At 63.6% G+C, this 18185-nt stretch carries 22 protein-coding genes; 13 read left to right on the top strand and 9 right to left on the bottom strand.

The window, feature by feature from the left end; genetic code table 11:
• Positions 1-17 precede the first annotated feature (17 nt).
• Positions 18-209 carry a hypothetical protein gene (locus tag G4D79_RS21045; protein WP_003942643.1) on the bottom strand — a complete coding sequence of 64 codons (192 nt, stop codon included), beginning with the start codon at positions 207-209 and terminating at the stop codon, positions 18-20.
• A gap of 234 nt (positions 210-443) precedes the next feature.
• On the opposite strand from G4D79_RS21045, the gene G4D79_RS21040 reads away from it, so the two are divergent.
• The 4 genes from G4D79_RS21040 (at position 444) to G4D79_RS21025 (ending at position 3401) form a co-directional block, all read left to right on the top strand.
• Positions 444-821: a DUF952 domain-containing protein gene (locus G4D79_RS21040; RefSeq protein ID WP_214514337.1), complete on the top strand. Its 378-nt coding sequence runs from the start codon at positions 444-446 to the stop codon at positions 819-821.
• 86 nt (positions 822-907) lie between these two features.
• Positions 908-1390 carry a cation:proton antiporter regulatory subunit gene (locus tag G4D79_RS21035; RefSeq protein WP_021344116.1) on the top strand — a complete coding sequence of 161 codons (483 nt, stop codon included), beginning with the start codon at positions 908-910 and terminating at the stop codon, positions 1388-1390.
• A 7-nt stretch (positions 1391-1397) separates the two neighbouring features.
• A complete protein-coding gene (locus G4D79_RS21030) occupies positions 1398-2570 on the top strand; it encodes a cation:proton antiporter (RefSeq protein WP_003942634.1) in 1173 nt (390 codons plus the stop codon).
• Between the two features lie 21 nt (positions 2571-2591).
• The gene (locus tag G4D79_RS21025) at positions 2592-3401 is read left to right on the top strand and encodes a tyrosine-protein phosphatase (protein ID WP_042449914.1); all 810 of its coding nucleotides are present in this window, start codon (positions 2592-2594) and stop codon (positions 3399-3401) included.
• Between the two features lie 69 nt (positions 3402-3470).
• Here the strand turns inward: G4D79_RS21025 and G4D79_RS21020 are convergent, their stop codons facing one another.
• Together G4D79_RS21020 and ppgK are read right to left on the bottom strand one after the other, a co-directional pair.
• On the bottom strand, positions 3471-4895 hold the full coding sequence (locus tag G4D79_RS21020; protein ID WP_370333980.1) for an RNA polymerase sigma factor: 1425 nt from the start codon (positions 4893-4895) through the stop codon (positions 3471-3473).
• 112 nt (positions 4896-5007) lie between these two features.
• The gene (ppgK, locus tag G4D79_RS21015) at positions 5008-5775 is read right to left on the bottom strand and encodes a polyphosphate--glucose phosphotransferase (RefSeq protein WP_064112879.1); all 768 of its coding nucleotides are present in this window, start codon (positions 5773-5775) and stop codon (positions 5008-5010) included.
• A gap of 169 nt (positions 5776-5944) precedes the next feature.
• Between ppgK and G4D79_RS21010 the strand changes: the two genes are divergently transcribed.
• Entirely contained in the window at positions 5945-6823 is an 879-nt protein-coding gene (locus G4D79_RS21010) for an inositol monophosphatase family protein (RefSeq protein WP_214514336.1), read from the top strand.
• 6 nt (positions 6824-6829) lie between these two features.
• Here the strand turns inward: G4D79_RS21010 and cei are convergent, their stop codons facing one another.
• Positions 6830-7513: an envelope integrity protein Cei gene (gene cei / locus G4D79_RS21005; RefSeq protein ID WP_003942618.1), complete on the bottom strand. Its 684-nt coding sequence runs from the start codon at positions 7511-7513 to the stop codon at positions 6830-6832.
• Between the two features lie 533 nt (positions 7514-8046).
• On the opposite strand from cei, the gene G4D79_RS21000 reads away from it, so the two are divergent.
• On the top strand, positions 8047-8349 hold the full coding sequence (locus G4D79_RS21000) for a DUF4193 domain-containing protein (RefSeq protein ID WP_003942593.1): 303 nt from the start codon (positions 8047-8049) through the stop codon (positions 8347-8349).
• Positions 8350-8429: 80 nt separating this feature from the next.
• Here G4D79_RS21000 and G4D79_RS20995 read toward each other — a convergent pair whose 3' ends face one another.
• Positions 8430-8927 carry a DUF3093 domain-containing protein gene (locus G4D79_RS20995; protein ID WP_003942596.1) on the bottom strand — a complete coding sequence of 166 codons (498 nt, stop codon included), beginning with the start codon at positions 8925-8927 and terminating at the stop codon, positions 8430-8432.
• A gap of 41 nt (positions 8928-8968) precedes the next feature.
• On the opposite strand from G4D79_RS20995, the gene dut reads away from it, so the two are divergent.
• Positions 8969-9463 (top strand): dUTP diphosphatase, encoded by a 495-nt coding sequence (gene dut / locus G4D79_RS20990; protein WP_003942635.1) that lies wholly within the window; start codon positions 8969-8971, stop codon positions 9461-9463.
• 3 nt (positions 9464-9466) lie between these two features.
• Positions 9467-10306 (top strand): DUF3710 domain-containing protein, encoded by an 840-nt coding sequence (locus tag G4D79_RS20985; RefSeq protein WP_003942585.1) that lies wholly within the window; start codon positions 9467-9469, stop codon positions 10304-10306.
• Between the two features lie 11 nt (positions 10307-10317).
• Here G4D79_RS20985 and G4D79_RS20980 read toward each other — a convergent pair whose 3' ends face one another.
• The gene (locus G4D79_RS20980) at positions 10318-11043 is read right to left on the bottom strand and encodes an alpha/beta fold hydrolase (RefSeq protein ID WP_030536884.1); all 726 of its coding nucleotides are present in this window, start codon (positions 11041-11043) and stop codon (positions 10318-10320) included.
• A 138-nt stretch (positions 11044-11181) separates the two neighbouring features.
• On the opposite strand from G4D79_RS20980, the gene G4D79_RS20975 reads away from it, so the two are divergent.
• Together G4D79_RS20975 and G4D79_RS20970 are read left to right on the top strand one after the other, a co-directional pair.
• Positions 11182-11556: an OB-fold nucleic acid binding domain-containing protein gene (locus tag G4D79_RS20975; RefSeq protein WP_030536883.1), complete on the top strand. Its 375-nt coding sequence runs from the start codon at positions 11182-11184 to the stop codon at positions 11554-11556.
• 52 nt (positions 11557-11608) lie between these two features.
• Complete coding sequence (locus tag G4D79_RS20970) at positions 11609-12322, top strand: DUF3159 domain-containing protein (RefSeq protein WP_003942611.1); 714 nt, start codon at positions 11609-11611, stop codon at positions 12320-12322.
• Here G4D79_RS20970 and G4D79_RS20965 read toward each other — a convergent pair.
• From G4D79_RS20965 to G4D79_RS20955, 3 genes are all read right to left on the bottom strand, one after another.
• On the bottom strand, positions 12315-12608 hold the full coding sequence (locus tag G4D79_RS20965) for a GNAT family N-acetyltransferase (RefSeq protein ID WP_003942641.1): 294 nt from the start codon (positions 12606-12608) through the stop codon (positions 12315-12317). The genes G4D79_RS20970 and G4D79_RS20965 overlap by 8 nt on opposite strands.
• 33 nt (positions 12609-12641) lie before the next feature.
• The gene (locus tag G4D79_RS20960) at positions 12642-13304 is read right to left on the bottom strand and encodes a TrkA family potassium uptake protein (RefSeq protein ID WP_003942632.1); all 663 of its coding nucleotides are present in this window, start codon (positions 13302-13304) and stop codon (positions 12642-12644) included.
• Positions 13305-13390: 86 nt separating this feature from the next.
• Positions 13391-14056 (bottom strand): TrkA family potassium uptake protein, encoded by a 666-nt coding sequence (locus G4D79_RS20955; protein WP_003942587.1) that lies wholly within the window; start codon positions 14054-14056, stop codon positions 13391-13393.
• A gap of 171 nt (positions 14057-14227) precedes the next feature.
• On the opposite strand from G4D79_RS20955, the gene G4D79_RS20950 reads away from it, so the two are divergent.
• The 3 genes from G4D79_RS20950 to G4D79_RS20940 all read left to right on the top strand — a co-directional run bounded on the left by G4D79_RS20950 (position 14228) and on the right by G4D79_RS20940 (position 18182).
• Complete coding sequence (locus tag G4D79_RS20950; protein ID WP_007732857.1) at positions 14228-16222, top strand: APC family permease; 1995 nt, start codon at positions 14228-14230, stop codon at positions 16220-16222.
• A 48-nt stretch (positions 16223-16270) separates the two neighbouring features.
• The gene (locus G4D79_RS20945) at positions 16271-17539 is read left to right on the top strand and encodes a class I SAM-dependent RNA methyltransferase (RefSeq protein WP_214514335.1); all 1269 of its coding nucleotides are present in this window, start codon (positions 16271-16273) and stop codon (positions 17537-17539) included.
• A gap of 154 nt (positions 17540-17693) precedes the next feature.
• Positions 17694-18182, top strand: a complete 489-nt coding sequence (locus G4D79_RS20940) for a MarR family winged helix-turn-helix transcriptional regulator (protein ID WP_003942624.1) — start codon at positions 17694-17696, stop codon at positions 18180-18182.
• The last annotated feature ends 3 nt before the right edge of the window (positions 18183-18185 follow it).

Genomic DNA, 18185 nt, shown 5'->3' with positions numbered 1-18185 from the left:
CACCCCCGGCTGACAGGTCAGATTGCGGGTTCGCTTTCGGAGACGACGGCATTCATCTCGCGAAGTCGATCCGCGTGTTCGGTTGCGTGGTGTCCGCAGAAGAGAAGCTCGCCGCCGGTGGGAAGCACGGCGCGTACGCGTGCTCCGGCACCGCACCGGTCGCACCGGTCGGCAGCGGTCAACTGTGGGCTGGTCAGTGTTCCGGGCATGACTCCTCCGTACTGGCTTTGCGGCATTCGGGCCGCGTGCCTGGGGCCTGGTCCGCCGCGTCGGAATGGCGCGGTAGATCCACTCTTACAGACGTTTGGGGTTTACGGGTTGTTCCCGAAGGCGTTTCTTAGTGTTGTGTCTCACTGGAAATGCGCTGGGCAGGCATTCTCGGGTGAAGATTGTTCGCTGACAGCTGATTCGGATCGCCGACCACAGCCCGATATTCTGGGCGGATGAACCCGGGACGCGAACCACTTGTCGACGAGAGCGTCGAGTTGCTCCACATGTGCACGCGCGAGGAGTGGGCGCGGGCACAACAGCTCGGTGAACGTATCCCCGACGGATTCGAGGCGGAGGGATTTGTCCACATGTCGACTCCGGCGCAAGTTCATCTCCCGGCCAATCGGATCTTTGCCGGCCGTGACGACATAGTCCTTCTGGCTATCGATTCGGCCTTGCTCGTCGGTCAGGTCAAGTACGAACCGGGTGTCCCCTCGGACCCGGAATCGATGCGATTCCCGCATCTGTACGCCCCGATTCCCGTCGCAGCCGTCACCGCTGTCGTCGAGTATTTTCCGGGCGAGAACGGCGTGTTTTCGCCGGTTCGGTAGGTCGCCGGTTCGCTCGCCGCGAAGTGCTCCCCGCGGATAACGGCCCTCCCGCGATGCAGGTCACCGATCGGCGCTACCGTTGGTGTATGAACGTAGAAGTCACCCCACTACCGGGGATCGGGACGCGCAAGGATTTTGTTCTGTCTTCCGGTCGTCGCGTGGGTGTCGTCACCCATCGGGACGGTCATACCGACCTCATCGTTTCCAAGGCAGACGACCCTGACGCGTGTGCTGCCTCGCTGCCTCTGACCACCGAGGAAGCGGCAGCGCTCAGCAATCTCCTGGGTGCCCCACAGCTCGTTGCTCAGCTCGAGGAAGAGCACCGTGACCTTCCGGGCATTCGAACCAAACAGCTCTACATCAAGGACGGTTCTCGCTACGACGGACAGACCCTCGGGGACACCGGCATGCGCACGCGCACCGGAGTGTCCATCGTCGCCGTCATGCGCGCAGGACAGGTGAGCCCGTCTCCGAACCCCGACTTCACGTTCACCGGGGGAGACCTTCTCGTGGCAGTCGGAACGCCGGACGGTTTGGCTGCAGCGGCAAAAATCTTGGCCAACGGCTGACTGGCGCGTGGACACAACCACCCTCGCACTGATCGAACTCGGCGCGGTCTTCTTCGCGCTCGGACTGCTCGGACGGCTCGCTGCTCGCGTCGGCATGTCGCCGATCCCGTTCTACCTGATCGGCGGCCTGTGCTTCGGACAGGGCGGTTTCATCCAGCTCGGCGACATCGGCGAGTTCTCCCATCTGGCAAGTGAGATCGGGATCGTCCTGCTCTTGCTGCTGTTGGGGCTCGAATACACTGCGGCCGAGCTCGTCACCGGTCTCAAACGCTCGCGGGTAGCCGGCATCGTCGACATCGTCCTCAACGCCACCCCTGGCGCGGTTGTCGGCTTGATGCTCGGTTGGGGCGTCGTGGGGGCGACGGTCATGGCCGGCGTCACCTACATCTCGTCTTCGGGAATCATCGCCAAGGTGCTCAGCGACCTGGGGCGCCTCGGTAACCGCGAGACACCGGTCGTGCTTTCGATTCTGGTGTTCGAAGACCTGGCGATGGCGCTGTACCTGCCGATTCTGACCGCGATGCTCGCGGGCGTGAGCTTCATGGGCGGGCTCGAAGCGGTCGGGATCTCGTTGTTGGTCATCACCGTGGTTCTTGTCGTGGCCCTCCGATACGGACGGTACGTCTCTGCCCTCCTCGACAGTCCCGACAGTGAGACGCTCCTGCTCAAGCTGCTCGGTGCCGCACTGTTGGTCGCCGGCATCAGTTCGGCGATGCAGGTGTCGGCGGCTGTGGGCGCATTCCTCCTCGGAATCGCGATCTCGGGGTCGACGGCGCACAATGCCAGTCGCGTGCTCGAGCCCCTTCGAGATCTGTTCGCCGCAATGTTCTTCGTGGTCTTCGGTCTCAACACCGATCCCAGTTCCATTCCGCCAGTCCTCGGATGGGCCGCGATCCTGGCAGTGGTCACGGCGATCACGAAGCTGGTAACCGGCGCCTGGGCGGCCAGACGTCAGGGTGTCGCGCGAATGGGTCAGGCGCGCGCCGGTGCCGCTCTGATCGCCCGCGGTGAGTTCTCCATCATCATCGCCGGCCTCGCGGTGTCCGCAGGCGCCGTCGACGCCGAACTTGCCGCATTGGCAACTGCTTACGTGCTCCTGATGGCGGTCATCGGCCCGGTGGCGGCAAGAGTTATCGAACCGGTCGCCTCGTTGTACATCAAGGTTCGTACGAAGTCCTGATTGCGGTCCTATTCTGTCCGGATGTCGAACAGAATCGCCCGTCCCGCCGCGACCGCTCTGTGTGCGCTGATCATCTCGTGTGCACCGGTCCCGGCGCTCGCCGGTGGAATTCCCGCTCTCGACCACGCCGGACCCACAGCTGCGCAGGTTGCCGCGGATCGATCGCTGCACCTCGAGGGTGCGTCGAACGCGCGTGACATCGGTGGCTACGACGCCGCGGACGGGCAGACCGTTCGGTGGGGGAAGGTATTTCGCTCGAATGCCCTCGACAAGCTGACACCGTCGGATCTCGCGTCGTTGAGCGAACGCGGAGTGGAATCGGTCGACGACTTCCGTACGGTCGTCGAACGAACGCTCTCGCAGGATCGCCTTCCGAACGGGGCGCGAAGCAACTGGTTCGACGTCATCGGAACCAACCCCGCCAACCTCCCGGCGCTGGTGGACATGCCGACGATGTACGCGTTGATGGTGACCGATCCGGGGGCGAGCCGCGCATTCCACGACGCGCTGGTGAACGTCGCGAACACCGACGGTGCAGTCCTCTACCACTGCTCGGCGGGCAAGGACCGTACCGGTTGGATGACCGCAGTTCTCCTGACCGTCCTCGGCGTGAGTCGCACCGACGTGAACGCCGATTACATGCTCAGCAATCAGTACCTCACCGGACCCCGCACGGGGAGCGCGTTCATCGACGGCGTCGAACAGTCTTGGCTGGACACGTCTTTCGCCACGGTGGATCGGGTGTACGGCAACTTCGACAACTACGTCCGGGACGGCCTTCAGTTGAGCGAGGACGATGTCGCACAACTCCGGGACACACTCTTGGTCTGAGGCGGCAAACGCACAAGAGCCGCTCTCCGGAGATCCGGAGAGCGGCTCTTGTGTGCATAGCTGGTGTGACTAGTCGAGGTAGTCGCGCAGAACCTGCGAACGCGACGGGTGGCGCAGCTTCGACATCGTCTTCGATTCGATCTGGCGGATACGCTCACGCGTGACGCCGTAGACCTGTCCGATTTCGTCTAAAGTCCTCGGCTGACCGTCGGTGAGACCGAAGCGGAGGCGAACCACGCCGGCTTCGCGCTCGGACAGCGTCTCGAGTACCGACTGCAGCTGATCCTGCAGCAAGGTGAACGAGACGGCATCGACTGCGACAACAGCTTCGGAGTCCTCGATGAAGTCACCGAGCTGGCTGTCGCCCTCGTCGCCGATGGTCTGGTCGAGAGAGATCGGCTCACGCGCGTACTGCTGGATTTCCAGCACCTTCTCCGGCGTGATGTCCATTTCCTTGGCGAGCTCTTCCGGCGTGGGCTCACGGCCCAGGTCCTGGAGCAGCTCACGCTGGATACGGCCGAGCTTGTTGATGACCTCGACCATGTGCACCGGGATACGGATGGTGCGAGCCTGGTCGGCCATTGCGCGGGTGATGGCCTGACGGATCCACCACGTGGCGTAGGTCGAGAACTTGTAACCCTTGGTGTAGTCGAACTTCTCGACTGCACGGATCAGACCGAGGTTGCCTTCCTGGATGAGGTCCAGGAACGCCATGCCGCGGCCCGTGTAGCGCTTGGCCAGCGAGACGACCAGGCGGAGGTTGGCCTCGAGGAGGTGGTTCTTGGCGCGGTTGCCGTCGCGGCAGATCCAGCTCATGTCGCGTCGCTGAGCCGCAGGCAACTTCTCGCCCTTGTCAGCGAGGTCCTGCATGATCTGCACGGCGTAGAGGCCGGCCTCGATGCGCTTGGCCAGTTCGACTTCCTCTTCGGCGTTGAGGAGTGCGACCTTGCCGATCTGCTTGAGGTAGGCGCGAACCGAGTCGGCGGACGCCGTCAGTTCGGCATCCTTGCGTGCCTGGCGGAGAGCCTCGGACTCTTCCTCGTCCCAGACGAAGTCGCCGGAAGCCTTGTCCTTCTCGGACGGCTCTGCAGCGGTCTCTTCGTCTTCGCCGACTGCTACGACCTCGACGACATCGGACTCGACCTCGGCAAGGTCGCCGTCCGTGATGTCGATGTCTTCCAACTCGACATCGCCGTCTTCGGCGTCAGGATCGCCGGCCTTCTTGGGGCTGGCCTTCTTAGCTGCTGCCTTCTTGGCCGGAGCTTTCTTGGCCGGAGCCTTCTTTGCTGCTGCCTTCTTGGCGGGGGCCTTTTTCGCCGGAGCCTTCTTGGCTGCCGGAGCGGTGACGGTGGCCGCCTCCACGGCTGGAGATTGTGGCTCTGACTCTGATGGAGAATCAGCAGTCTGACGTGTATCGGTGGCTGCCACGTACGCCCTTTCGTGACGGTGTCGTGCGGCGTCACGCCAGAGTGGTGATCCGGCGGAGAGGTCAATGGTTGTTGGCCGGCGCGCAGCCGGACTTCACCATTGTAACGACTCTCAGGAAACTCTTACGTCACGGCGGGCCGTAACAGGTAGATTTTCCGCTTTTCACGTGCGGGTTTTCTCATCCGGCGACGGGGGCCGGCCTGGTCAGTCCGACCGATGCGAGCGCAGCTCCGGCGATTCCCGCGGTGTTGAGGAGGGTGGCGGGGACGACCTTCGTGCGGTTGGTCAGGTGCGGAATCCACTTCTCGTGCTTGCGGCTGATTCCGCCTCCGGCGATGAAGAGATCAGGCCACAGCAGGTTCTCGAAGGTGGTCAGAACTCGGGAGACCTCGACCGCCCACTCCTTGTAGCTCCAGTCCTTCTTTTCCTTCACCGACGACGCCGCTCGATGCTCGGCTTCCTTGCCGTCGACCTCGAGGTGGCCGAACTCGGTGTTGGGCAACAGAACTCCGTTGTGCAACACGGCAGATCCGATTCCGGTGCCGAAGGTCAACAAGATCACGACGCCGGAGGTGTCCTTGCCCGCTCCGAACGAGTCCTCGGCGATTCCGGCAGCGTCGGCGTCGTTGAGGACGGTGACTTCGCGCCCGCCCAGGGCCTTGCCGAAGAGCGCGGCGGCGTCGGTGTCGATCCAGGACTTGTCGATGTTCGCGGCGCTGCGCGCGACGCCGCCGGTCACGACAGCGGGCAAGGTGATGCCGACCGGACCGGTCCACTTGGCCTGCTCGACGATCTCGGCGACAGTGCCCGCGATCGCATCGGGTGTGGACGGCTGCGGGGTCAGGATCTTGATGCGTTCACCGATCATTTCCCCGGTGCTCAGGTCGATCGTGCCGCCCTTGACGCCGCTACCGCCGACGTCGATCCCGAAACCTGTGGTTGTCATCGTCCTGCGCTCCTGAGTGTCGAATTCGAGGTCACGATCTACCGTTGCAAACACTAACCCGAACAAGGACCCGGGCGCGTCCTCTCGAACCGCCCGCCTCGAGACGTTCGAGTGGTGCCCCTCGGTAGAGATGTGTTGCGATGGTCCGGTGCGCCCTTCAGAAAGAACGTTGCCCGACTTTTCCGCCGATTCTCTGGACCCCGCACAGTTGCGGGAAGTAGCCGTAGCCGTCGCCGAACGCGCAGCCGAACACGTCCGCTTGCGTCGGCCCGAGGTATTCGGCCTGGTGGGTTCCGGTGCCGCCGAGGGTGGTTCGGTTGCGGCGAAGAGCACGCCCACCGATCCCGTCACGGTGGTCGATACCGAAACCGAACAGGTGATTCGCGACCTTCTGGCGCAATGGCGGCCTGCAGATTCGATCCTGGGTGAGGAAGGTGGCGGAGACACCGACGATTCCGCGGGAGTTCGATGGGTTGTCGATCCCATCGACGGCACGGTGAATTTTCTCTACGGAATCCCCGCGTTCGCCATCTCGGTGGCCGTACAGATCGACGGGGTCTCGGTAGCCGGGGCTGTCGTCGACGTGTCGTTGGAAACCACGTACGCCGCGCATCGGGGCGGCGGTGCAACCATGACCACGGCCGACGGCGTCGTCAGCGACCTGCAAGCCAATGAGGTGACCGAGCTGTCAATGGCGCTGTTGGCCACCGGCTTCGGTTACGGAGCGGATCGCCGGAAGGTGCAGGGCACGTTGATCGGGCAGATCCTGCCGCAGGTCCGCGACATCCGACGCATCGGTTCGGCTGCGTTGGATCTGTGCATGGTTGCCTCCGGCCGGGTCGACGCTCACTTCGAACACGGACTGAGTCCGTGGGACTGGGCAGCCGGCTCCTTGATCGCTTCCGAAGCGGGCGCCGTGATCAACGTCCCGGCGCCCAATTCCACGTCCGCCGACGGCGATGTCGTTTACGCAGTCGCTCCGGCGATCGCCGAGCAGTTCGCGCACATGCTCAGTTCGATCGGCGCAGATCAGCCGATTCCGAGCTGAGGCCTGTCAGCAGCGCGCCGTGCGCGCTGCTTTGAGCAGTGCGATGTCCATCGGAGCGACTTCGGCGTTTGCGGGCTGCTCGGCCAGAGCATGCAAGATCGCGGTGGCGTCGGTGTTGGGGGTCAGGGCGCCCTTGTTGTAGGTGCCGAGAGCCAGGTCGACGGTGTCGTCGCCGCGGCCGTCCTGGACCAGTTCGGCGCAGGGGGCGACCAGCCAGACGGAACTGGCGGCGGCGAGGCCGTTCGCTCCGAATCGGATCTGACCCTGGCACTCCATGTTCTGGTCGACGTAGACGGGGTCGTTTCCGACCTGGACGTCCGGCGCGCTGGAGAAGCCGAACTCGCTCAGTTGCGCTGCCACCTGGGCCGCCTGGCCGTGTTCACCGTTGGCGTTGAACACACGAACCTTGGTGGCGGCGAGGGGAGCGGGATCCACGTCGAGCAGCTTCGAGCGGTCGACGACGGTTCCCAGCGGTAGTGGCGCCGCTGCCGAAGGATCGGACGAAGGTTGCGGCAGGTTGCAGGCGACGGTGTCACTGACTTCCGCCTCGGCGCTCAGGATGCGGACCCACAAGACACTGCCGATCAATGCGAGTACCGCGAACACGGCGATCACCGGCCACGCGCGCCGACGGCGGAACGGACGTCCCTGGTCATCGGTAGAGCTGCCTTCGGTGATCAGAGAAACCACGGTATCCCTCGACTTTCTTGACGAAACTTCTACTTCGCCATCGGGCCGAGCGGCGCCGGCATGACGTTCGGTGCCTACCTTAGAGGGCCTGTGTGACGAGACAGCCGAAGCGAGGCTCGACGCGTCGAGTCCTTGTCGATTGAGAAACGGCAGTTGGCCGATTACCGGCCTGTTTCTACCCGGATTCGGCCCGAAAACATCGTGGAAAGGTCACAGCTTGCTCTTGCCTTGGTGACAATTCGCAGTCATTTTTCGGAAATTTCCGATTCGGTTACTACTTTCGTGCTCACGTCGGCTACTGTCTGGCGGCCCAGGTCGTTCAACTGGGCATCGGCCGGACGCCGAAATGACAACCAAATGAGGCGCAGATCACGTTCTCGGAAGGAACTTCCGGGCACTAATTCCAGTCCTGCAGCGTTATGCAGCGACAGGGAATGATCTGGATGCCACGGCGGTTTCCATGCGCATCAAGGATCTACCGGATTCTCGGCGCACACGGGACCGGGATACACGAAGAGGATGGGGTAGACGAGATGGCAACTGACTACGACGCACCGAGGCGTACAGAGTCCGACGAGGTTTCGGAGGACTCGCTCGAGGAGCTGAAGGCGCGACGCAACGAAGCGCAGTCAGCCGTCGTCGACATCGACGAGACGGACACCGCGGAGTCCTTCGAGCTGCCGGGTGCCGACCTTTCCGGCGAGGAACTCTCGGTTCGAGTTGTTCCGAAGCAGGCAGACGAGTTCACGTGTTCGAGCTGCTTCCTGGTTCATCACCGCAGCCGCCTGGCCAGTGATGCCAACGGACAGCTCGTATGCATGGACTGCGCTGCCTGATCTCCCTTCCCGGTGGTCGACCCGTCAGCGCGAGGGTCGACCAAGGGTCGGGAAGTACTGCTTTGCTGTGACCGCGCTGGTCAGAGATCCAGCGCAGCCAGCAGATCAGCGGGACGACGTGTGCTCACCAACCAGTACGGCGTGGGATCCTCCGGGTCGTCGAGCACGATCAACACCATTGTCTTGACCCATGGGCGATGCTGGACGAACGCCGACGGATCGAGTTGGCGCCCCATCGCAGCACTCTTCGCGGAAGCCGGCACTGCTGCCGCCCGTGAAATCAATTCGACCGGCAGGTGGGCTCTACCCACGTGCAATTCCTTCACCCCTGCTGTCTCCACCACCTCGACGCGCATCCGGCTGAGCCAGAATGCCGCCCAGATCGGGATCGGGAGTAGTACGACATACGCCAGGTACGAGAGAAGCCCCGGGCGGCCCATGTGGACCTCGGCCGCGAGGAGTCCGGCTACGGCCAGCCCGGCGATCCACCACCAGATCGGCACCCACAGGCGCTCGGAGTACAGCGTCGTGGACGGGGGCGTTGTGGTGGCGACGTCAGGTCGAGATGTTTCGGGCACCTGTCAAGGATAGTCCGTCGCTACGAGTAGTCTTGGCCCACGTGAGCGACCATCTCTCCATCGCCTTGAAGCGACTGGATCCAGACCTGCCCGTTCCACAGCGTGCGCATCCCGGAGATGCGGGTGTGGATCTGTGCTCCACCAGCGACGTCACCATCGAACCCGGCCACCGAACACTGGTCGGAACGGGGATCGCGATCGCTTTGCCGGTGGGCACCGTCGGGTTGATCCATCCGCGTTCCGGACTCGCCGCCAAATCGGGACTGTCGATCGTGAATGCGCCCGGAACCGTGGACGCGGGATACCGGGGCGAACTCAAGGTCTGCTTGATCAATCTCGATCCGGCCACAGCCATCGACATCCGCCGCGGTGACCGAATCGCTCAGCTCGTGGTTCAACGAGTCGAACTTCCGGTTTTCGAGGAAGTCGAATCGCTGGACGACACGACCAGAGGAACCGGAGGCTACGGTTCCAGCGGCGGGCACGCGATACTCGATACCGATGCGCCTGGCGCGGTAGTCGGAGAGGGAGTCTGAATCATGTTCGGACGCAAGAAGAAGACAGATGTCGACGAGGAAACCACCAGCTTCTTCGGTGACGAGAACGACGAGTCGGTGGAGATCGACGAGGTCGAAGACGATCTCGAAGTCACCGGCGACGAGTTCGGTGACGAATCGGAAGGCCCTTACGACATCTCGGAGATCGATTCCGACGATCCGACGGCAGGCCGTGACGGTCAGCGTCTTGATCTCGGTTCCGTTCTGGTGCCGATGCCGACCGGCGGGCAGTTGCAGGTCGAGATGGCGCCCAACGGTTCGCCGCAGGCCGTGCACCTGGTCACCGAGCACGGCCGCATCACGGTTGCTGCCTACGCCGCCCCGAAATCGCCCGGTCAGTGGCGTGAGGTCGTTGCCGAGCTCGCGCAGTCGCTTCGCGACGACAATTCCGCGGTGAGCGTCGAGAACGGCCCGTGGGGCCGTGAACTGGCTGCTGTGACGGCCAACATGGACCTGCGGTTCATCGGCGTCGACGGTCCCCGGTGGATGGTGCGCTGCGTGGTCGCGGGTCCGAGTGGATCCACCGCCGCGAACGCTCCTCTGGTGGCAATCGCACGGGACATCTTGCGTGACACCGTCGTCAACCGAGGATCAGAGCCGCATCCGGTGCGGACACCGCTGCCCGTGGTGCTCCCGCAGGTGCTCGCCGAGCAGTTGGCGGCCGCACACGAGCAGCAGTTGGCGGCAGCGCAGCAGCAACAGGTCGCCGCCCAGCAGCAACAGCAGTCAGCACCGCCCGCTCCGCCGGCACCTCCAGCACGGCCGACCCCGCCGCCTCGTAGCGGCGAATCCGGTTCTGCCATGCAGCAATTGGGTCAGTAACAGGATTTTCTTCAGGCGCTCGCGGTGGTATCGGATTCGATCGCCGCGAGCGCTTTGATGCAGGTGGACCCGAGAACCGCGGGGTCGCGCCCGATCATGTCGAGCGTCGTCGTGGCGACTGCGCCGCGGGGGAGTGAAGCCGCCCAGGCCTGCGCCACTGACGCGGGATGAACCGGATCGTCCACCGCCGACGCAATGCCGACCGGAACGCCTACCGCCCGTAGCGCGCTCTCGCCGAGTGAGTGGTACGACGCCGCCTCGTCGAGCGCAGCCGGGAGATCGGGCCACTGAGAGCGCCAGGAGCGCTCGAGTTCGGCTCCGAGCCACGCCGGACTCGACGCGAGCATCGCAGCGATCACCGACTCCAAGCCTTCGGAGCGCAGTTGCCCGGCGGTGAACCGCGCGCTCGCTGCTGCGGGGGCGTCGTCGGCCGAGCCCGTCCAGGCCGGAAGCGCTGCCAACACACTCACGGTTCGATCGGGATTGTCGGCGGCCCACTGGAGTGCAACGGCCGCTCCGATCGAGACCCCTCCGACGATGATTCGGCCGTGCGTGTCCGCGGCTCTGTCCATCGCGTCCAGATAGCCGTCCACGACACGCCGAGGGTCCGGTTCAATTGCGACGATGCGCACACCCAGAGCCTCCAGCGGCGCCCGGAATGCGCGGTCCGCGAAGTGGGCGTCAGAGCCTGTACCTGGGAGAACGACGGCAACGGTCGCCAATTCCGAGTTCTGCATCTCTTGATCTTGCCCGGTGCCCCCGAGACGCGGACTGACCGGTGTGGTTACACGCTCGTAATGGGTCTACAGTGGCGATCACACAGCCCTTCACGTGACGCGAAACCCTTGCGTCACACATGTTCGCAGGAGCGCGCAATGGCACCCGCCGCCGCAGGATATTTTCGTCGACTGACCCAGCGTCTGACCGAGGACGTCGACCAGTTGGACGCCCAGGAGATGGCCGAGTCCAACAAGGCTTCCGGAGGTCAGAAGGCATGCGATTGTCGTCGCGGTGAAGAAGTCACGATGGTGGGCCGACTCCGCAGCGTCGACGCGTGTCCCAAGTCGGGAAATGCCAGTATCGAGGCCGAGTTCTTCGATGGCACCGAGATGATCAATCTCGTCTGGATCGGGCGTCGCCGGATCCCGGGAATCGAGACCGGTAAGACCCTGCTGATCCGCGGTCGTGTGGGCGAGCGTGACGGTCGCAAGGCGATCTTCAACCCTTACTACGAACTGCGCGGCGAATAGGCGCGTTTCCCGCATTTACCGTGCAACTCGGTGACTGTGGCACCCTCGACAGGTGACTGAAACACAACAGCGATCGGTAATCGACCAACTCGGCGGGCTGAGTGGTCTGATCTATTCGTCTTTGCCGATTCTGATTTTTGTCCCGGTCAACAGCATCTGGAATCTCACCGCGGCAATCTGGGCCGCATTGGGCGTCGCTGTCGCTATCGCGGCCTGGCGCCTCTTCCGCAAGGATTCCCTCCAACCCGCTATTTCCGGTTTTCTCGGAGTCGGAGTTTCCGCATTCATCGCCTACCGCACCGGCGACGCCAAAGGATATTTCCTCTTCGGTATCTACACGAGCCTCGCCTACGGTGCGGTCTTCCTGATTTCCATCCTCGTGCGCTGGCCCCTCGTCGGAATCATCTGGGGTTATCTCAACGGGCACGGCAATCTCTGGCGCAAGCACAGCTCCGCCGTCCGGCTCTACGACGTCGCGACGGCAGCGTGGGCGTTGGTCTTCGGTGCGCGGTATCTCGTTCAGTCACAGCTCTACGACACCGACCACACCGGATGGCTCGCAGTCGCGCGTATCGGCATGGGGTGGCCGTTGACCGGTTTGGTGCTGCTCGTGACGGTCTGGGCTGTGCGTAAGGCCGATCGCATCGTCGAGCCTGAACCGGTTGTGGAGCCCGAAAGCAGCGAGCCCACCGCCACGGACGCAGGGTCCGAAGAGGTGGGCTCGGTGAATCTGACGAAGCCGCGCGAAGACCGCGATCTCAGCTGATCAGGTCCTGGTACTCGGGGTGCTTGTCGAGGAACTTCACGACGTACGGGCACACCGGATGAACCTTGAGGCCGCGTGCTCGTAGGTCGTCCAGAGCCTGGCGGACGAGAACCCCGGCCAATCCGAAACCTTCGAAGGCGGGGTAGATCTCGGTGTGGTTGAACGAGACGACGTCACCGGAGGTGGTGTAGTCCTCGATCCCGGCGAGGTCGCCGTCGGCATGGATCTCGTACCGGCTCTGGGCCGGATTGTCGGTGACTACGGTGTTTTCGGGCGCTTGTGCCATGTGATTCCCTTTCGTCGTCAGTGTGTTCGTCGGTCAATTCTCCAGGCGGAGTGCAACGCGCAACTGATCCTCGGCGTCGACGGCCGCAACGAAGAGCAGTTCGTCCCCGCCTTCGATGGGATCGTCCATCTGCGGGACGATCACGCGTCCGCCACGCAGGATGGTGACCAGTGCGCAGTCTCGCGGAAGTTCGAGTTTCTTGACGGCTTTTCCGGCAAGAGGTGTGTTGTCGGGCAACGTGATCTCGACGAGGTTGGCCTGTCCCTGCCGCAGTGTCATCAGTTTGACCAGGTCACCGACCGAGACGGCCTCTTCGACGAGCGAAGCGAGCATCCGCGGTGTCGAGACGGCGACGTCCACGCCCCAGGACTCGTCGAAGAGCCACTCGTTGCGGGGATCGTTGACGCGGGCGACAACTCGGCGAACACCGAACTCGGTTTTCGCGAGCAGACTGAGGACCAGGTTTGCCTTGTCGTCTCCGGTCGCGGCAATCACGACCTCGTACGACTCCATCGACGCGTCCTCGAGTCTGCTGAGTTCGCAGGCGTCCGCGTGCACCCACTTCGCCTCGGGCACCGACTCCGGTTCGATGTGATCGAGTTTGCGTTCGATCAGCATGACGTCATGTGAGCTTCGAATCAGCTCTCGCGCAATGGAACGGCCTACGGCGCCGGCTCCGGCGATGGCGACCTTCATCGAGAACTTCCAATCACGTTGTAGTGCAACACAGTCGCAGTCTTGTTGTGGGGGGCGGCGTACGGATCAGTCATCTGCGGCCTCCCTCAGTCGTCGCTCGGCGGCGGGTTGCCGGCCAGTGCGACAGCTTCGGCGACGGTTCCCGACACGGCGGCGATGTAGACCTGATCGTCGGCCTGGATGACAGTCTTGCGGTCGGGGAGAATGCCGGTCCCGAAGCGGATGATGAAGGCGACTCTCGAACTGGTCGCGCCCTCGAGGAGCGCGATCGGCTTGCCCGCCCAATCCTCGTGCAGGGCAAGTTCGGTGATGGCGACAGTGCCCGAAGGATCGCGCCACTTCGCAGTCTGACTTTCCTTGGTCAACGTGTGCAGGAAACGATCCGTCGACCACGGCACGGTGGCGACCGTGGGAATGCCGAGTCGCTCGTAAACGGCGGCACGCTTGGCGTCGTAAATACGTGCGACGACGCGTTCGACGCCGAAAGTCTCGCGTGCGACTCGCGCTGCGATGATGTTGGAATTGTCTCCCGAGGACACCGCGGCAAAGGCGTCGGCCCGCTCGATTCCCGCCCGGACCAGCACGTCACGGTCGAACCCCATTCCCAGAACCTTGGTTCCCGGGAAGTCGAGATCGAGACGCAGAAACGCACTCTGATCGCGGTCGATGACGGCGACCTCATGTCCGATCCTGGTCAGAGACGCGGCGAGGGAAGAACCCACTCGACCGCACCCCATGATGACGACATACACGCCCTACTCCGTTCATGGACCCTCATGGCGCGATTGCACGCCGAATCGAACGGTACAGCCCCTCGCGGGAAGAGCAAGTACAACGGTCGCTCGCGTGCCGGTTGTCACGACAAAAGGTGAAGTTGGGGCTCTGATGACTCCGAATCGGGCGAGACGGCTTACGCTTTGCACGTGTCTAAGCTCTCGACCGCTACCAAGCGGCTCCTGCTCGGTCGGCCGTTCCGAAGCGACAAACTCGGGCACACGCTGCTACCCAAGCGAATTGCACTACCGGTCTTCGCGTCCGACGCGATGTCGTCCGTCGCGTATGCCCCCGAAGAAATCTTCCTGGTTCTCTCCGTCGCGGGTATTTCCGCGTATGCGTACACACCCTGGATCGGATTGTCCGTCGCCATCGTCATGGCTGTGGTGGTGGCGAGCTACCGCCAGAACGTCCACGCATACCCCTCCGGTGGCGGCGACTACGAGGTCGCGACGGTCAACCTCGGCCCGACCGCCGGTCTGACCGTCGGTAGTGCGCTGATGGTCGACTACGTGCTGACGGTCGCCGTGTCGATCTCGTCGGCGGCGTCGAACATCGGCTCGGCTTTGCCGTTCGTCGCGCAGCACAAGGTGTTGTTCGCGGTTGCGGCGATCGTGTTGCTGACCGCGGTCAACCTTCGCGGTATCCGTGAATCGGGGACCGCGTTCGCAATTCCGACCTACGCATTCATCGTCGGCATGTTCCTGATGCTCGGGTGGGGATTCTTCCGGATCTACGTCCTCGGTGAGGATGTGCACGCGGAATCGTCGTCGTTCACGCTCAACGCCGAGGATTCGCATCTGTACGGAATTGCCTTCGCGTTCCTGATCGCCCGCGCATTCTCCTCGGGCTGTGCCGCACTGACCGGCGTCGAGGCCATCAGCAACGGCGTACCGGCGTTCCAGAAGCCGAAGTCGCGCAACGCTGCCACGACCTTGCTGCTGCTCGGGTCGATCGCCATCGTCCTGCTGATGGGCATCATCATCCTGGCTCAGAAGATCGGCATCGTCTACGCACACAATCCGCAGGAACAGCTGGTCGGAGCGCCGGAGGGCTACCATCAGAAGACCTTGATCGCGCAGATCGCCGAAGCCGTGTTCAGTGGTTTCCCGATCGGTTTCTTCTTCATGGCGATCGTCACGGCACTGATCCTGGTTCTGGCCGCGAACACCGCGTTCAACGGATTTCCGGTACTCGGATCGATCCTGGCGCAGGATCGGTACCTACCGCGTCAGCTGCACACGCGCGGCGACCGACTGGCATTCAGCAACGGAATCCTATTCCTCTCCGGTGCTGCCATCGCATTCGTCGTGGTGTTCGGCGCCGAGGTCACCAAGCTCATCCAGTTGTACATCGTCGGCGTCTTCGTCTCGTTCGTGCTCAGCCAGACGGGCATGATCAAGCACTGGACTCGGCATCTGAAGTCCGAGACCGACAAGGCGCAACGGGCCCGTATGCAGCGCTCGCGAGTGATCAATTCGATCGGTCTGGCAATGACCGCCACCGTCTTGATCATCGTTCTGATCACCAAGTTCGCTGCCGGCGCATGGATCGCCATCGTCGCGATGGTCGCGATCTTCATCGTGATGAAGATGATCCGCAAGCACTACGACAGCGTCGCAGCCGAGCTCGAGGAGCAGGAGTGGGACGGCGTACTGCCCAGCCGCACGCACTCGATCGTGCTCGTCTCGAAGTTGCACATGCCGACGATGCGAGCTCTCGCCTACGCGCGAGCCACGCGACCGGACACCCTCGAAGCCATCACGGTCAACGTCGACGAGCCGGACACCCGTGCACTCGTGCGTGAGTGGGAGAAGAGCGACGTGACGGTTCCGCTCAAGGTGATCGAGTCGCCGTACCGCGAAATCACCAAGCCGGTTCTCGATTACGTCAAGCGTGTACGACGCGATGCTCCGCGTGACGTCGTCACCGTCTTCATTCCCGAGTACGTCGTCGGACACTGGTGGGAGCAGATCCTGCACAATCAGAGCGCGCTTCGTCTGAAGAGTCGTCTGCTTTTCCAGCCCGGCGTGATGGTGACCAGCGTTCCGTGGCAGCTGAGTTCGTCGGCAAAGGCGAAGCCGCTCGACATCGAGAAGACCGCAGGTGCCACGCGTCGCGGTTACGACACCGGCGAGAAATGATCACCGGCGAAAAATGATCGGCAACATCGAAATGGCAGGCGTAGTTCGTTGAGTGAGAATTGGACCGGACAGACCTTCGAGGTCGATCTGGGCAACCCCGGTCACGGCGGGTTCGTCGTCGCCCGGCACGAGGGGCGGGTCGTGTTCGTCCGTCACGGTTTGCCGGGGGAGCGTGCGCTGGTCCGGGTGACCGAGGACAAGGGCGGATCGTTCTGCCGCGCCGACGCGATCACCGTTCTCGACGCTTCTCCGCATCGGATCGATCCGACATGCCCGATCTCCGGCCCGGGCGGGGCGGGCTGCTGCGACTACTCGCATGCGGATCTGAGCGTCCAACGTGAGATGAAGACCTCGGTCGTGCGGGAGCAGCTTCTGCGACTGGCTCGTGTCGAATCGGACGTCGAGGTAGAGGAACTGCCCGGAACCGGAGGCGGAACGGGTTGGCGCACGCGAGTCCGGTTGGCGGTGGACGGGCACGGTGTCGCCGGATACCACGCGTACCGCAGCAACCGGATCGTCACAGACCTGCGGTGCACCCAGATCGATCAGAGCGCGTACGACGGTCTCGGCGGTGCGCAGTGGGCGCCAGGTAGCGAGCTGCAGGTCGTTCTCGACGCTGCGGGCGAGCGGCACGTCGTGGAAATCGCGGCACCCGCGGTGTCCAAGACGGGACGGCGGACGCCCGGGCGACGCGGCGCGATGGCACGCCGAGCGGCAAGCGGCGGCCCGCGAAAGACCCGAGTTGCCATCGGATCGGACACAGTGACCGAGCGCGTCGGCAGTCGAGAATGGGCGCTGGCCGCGACCGGTTTCTGGCAGGCCCATCGCGGCGCTGCGGCCGCGTACTCACAGGTGGTCGGGGAGTGGGCCGGAGCCGCTACCGCGGACACGGCCTGGGATCTCTACGGCGGTGTCGGCGTGTTCGCAGCTGTGCTCGCCGAGCTTGTCGGGCCGTTCGGCGTGGTGGAGTCCGTCGAATCTTCGGCGCGTGCAGTCGCGGACGGGCAGGCAGCGCTGTCCGATCTCGGTCAGGTGCGCTTCCACAGCGCCCGCGTCGAGAACATCATCGCGGATCTGGAGCGTTCGCCTGCTGTCGTCGTGCTCGACCCGCCACGTGCGGGGGCCGGCCGTCCGGTCGTGGAAGCTCTCGCCTCAACGGGCGCTGAGCGGATAGTCCACATCGGGTGCGACCCGGCGTCGTTCGGTCGCGATATCGGCCTCTACCTGGAGCAGGGCTTCAGAATCGGTGGCCTCCGGGCGTTCGACGCGTTCCCCCAGACTCACCACATGGAGTGCATCGCGCTCCTCGAACGCTGAGACGTCCCGAAATCTTTCCCTGAAACGGTGTGACGCTTCTCGCGTTCACAACAGTTGCTTGCATTACGCAACTAATCGTATAGTTTCGTTCTGCAAGTAGTTTTCCGTTTTCAAGTCACGGCTCGTTCGGGCCACTCGAATTCAGGGGTAGGCAATGTCGGTACAGCCGGAGACGGCCCAAGCGCTCGTCGACACGATCTTCATGTTCGGCAGATCGCTGCGAGCCGCGGTCACCACCGGTGCAGACAGCCTGCTGCCGCCTGCGCTGGTCAGTGTGTTGTTCATGCTGGCGGCGCGTGGGGAGTGCCGACAGAACGAATTGGCCGTCGATCTGTGTGTCAGTCAGTCGTCGCTCAGCCGACAAATGTCGGATCTGGTCGACGCTGGGTATGTCGAGAGAAATCCCGATCCGGCTGACAAGCGGGCGTTCCGCATCCGAGTATCGGAAGAGGGACACGACGTTTTACGGAGAACCACGCAGCGGCGTGCGGCGCGTTTGCGCAACATGCTCGAAGACTGGAGCCAGGAAGAGGCCATGGCCGCAGTGACATCGCTGCAACGTCTCAACGAGACGTTCGGCGCATCGAATCGGCAGGCCTCACCGGCAGTTCCGCACACGGGCGTAGAAAGTATTGGGAGATAAGGC

The organism is Rhodococcus sp. WY5, assembly GCF_018588185.1.
In the GTDB taxonomy this organism is placed as follows: domain Bacteria; phylum Actinomycetota; class Actinomycetes; order Mycobacteriales; family Mycobacteriaceae; genus Rhodococcus_F; species Rhodococcus_F qingshengii.
The sequence above is the reverse complement of the archived record's forward strand: the minus strand, read 5'-3'. Positions and strand labels throughout refer to the sequence as shown.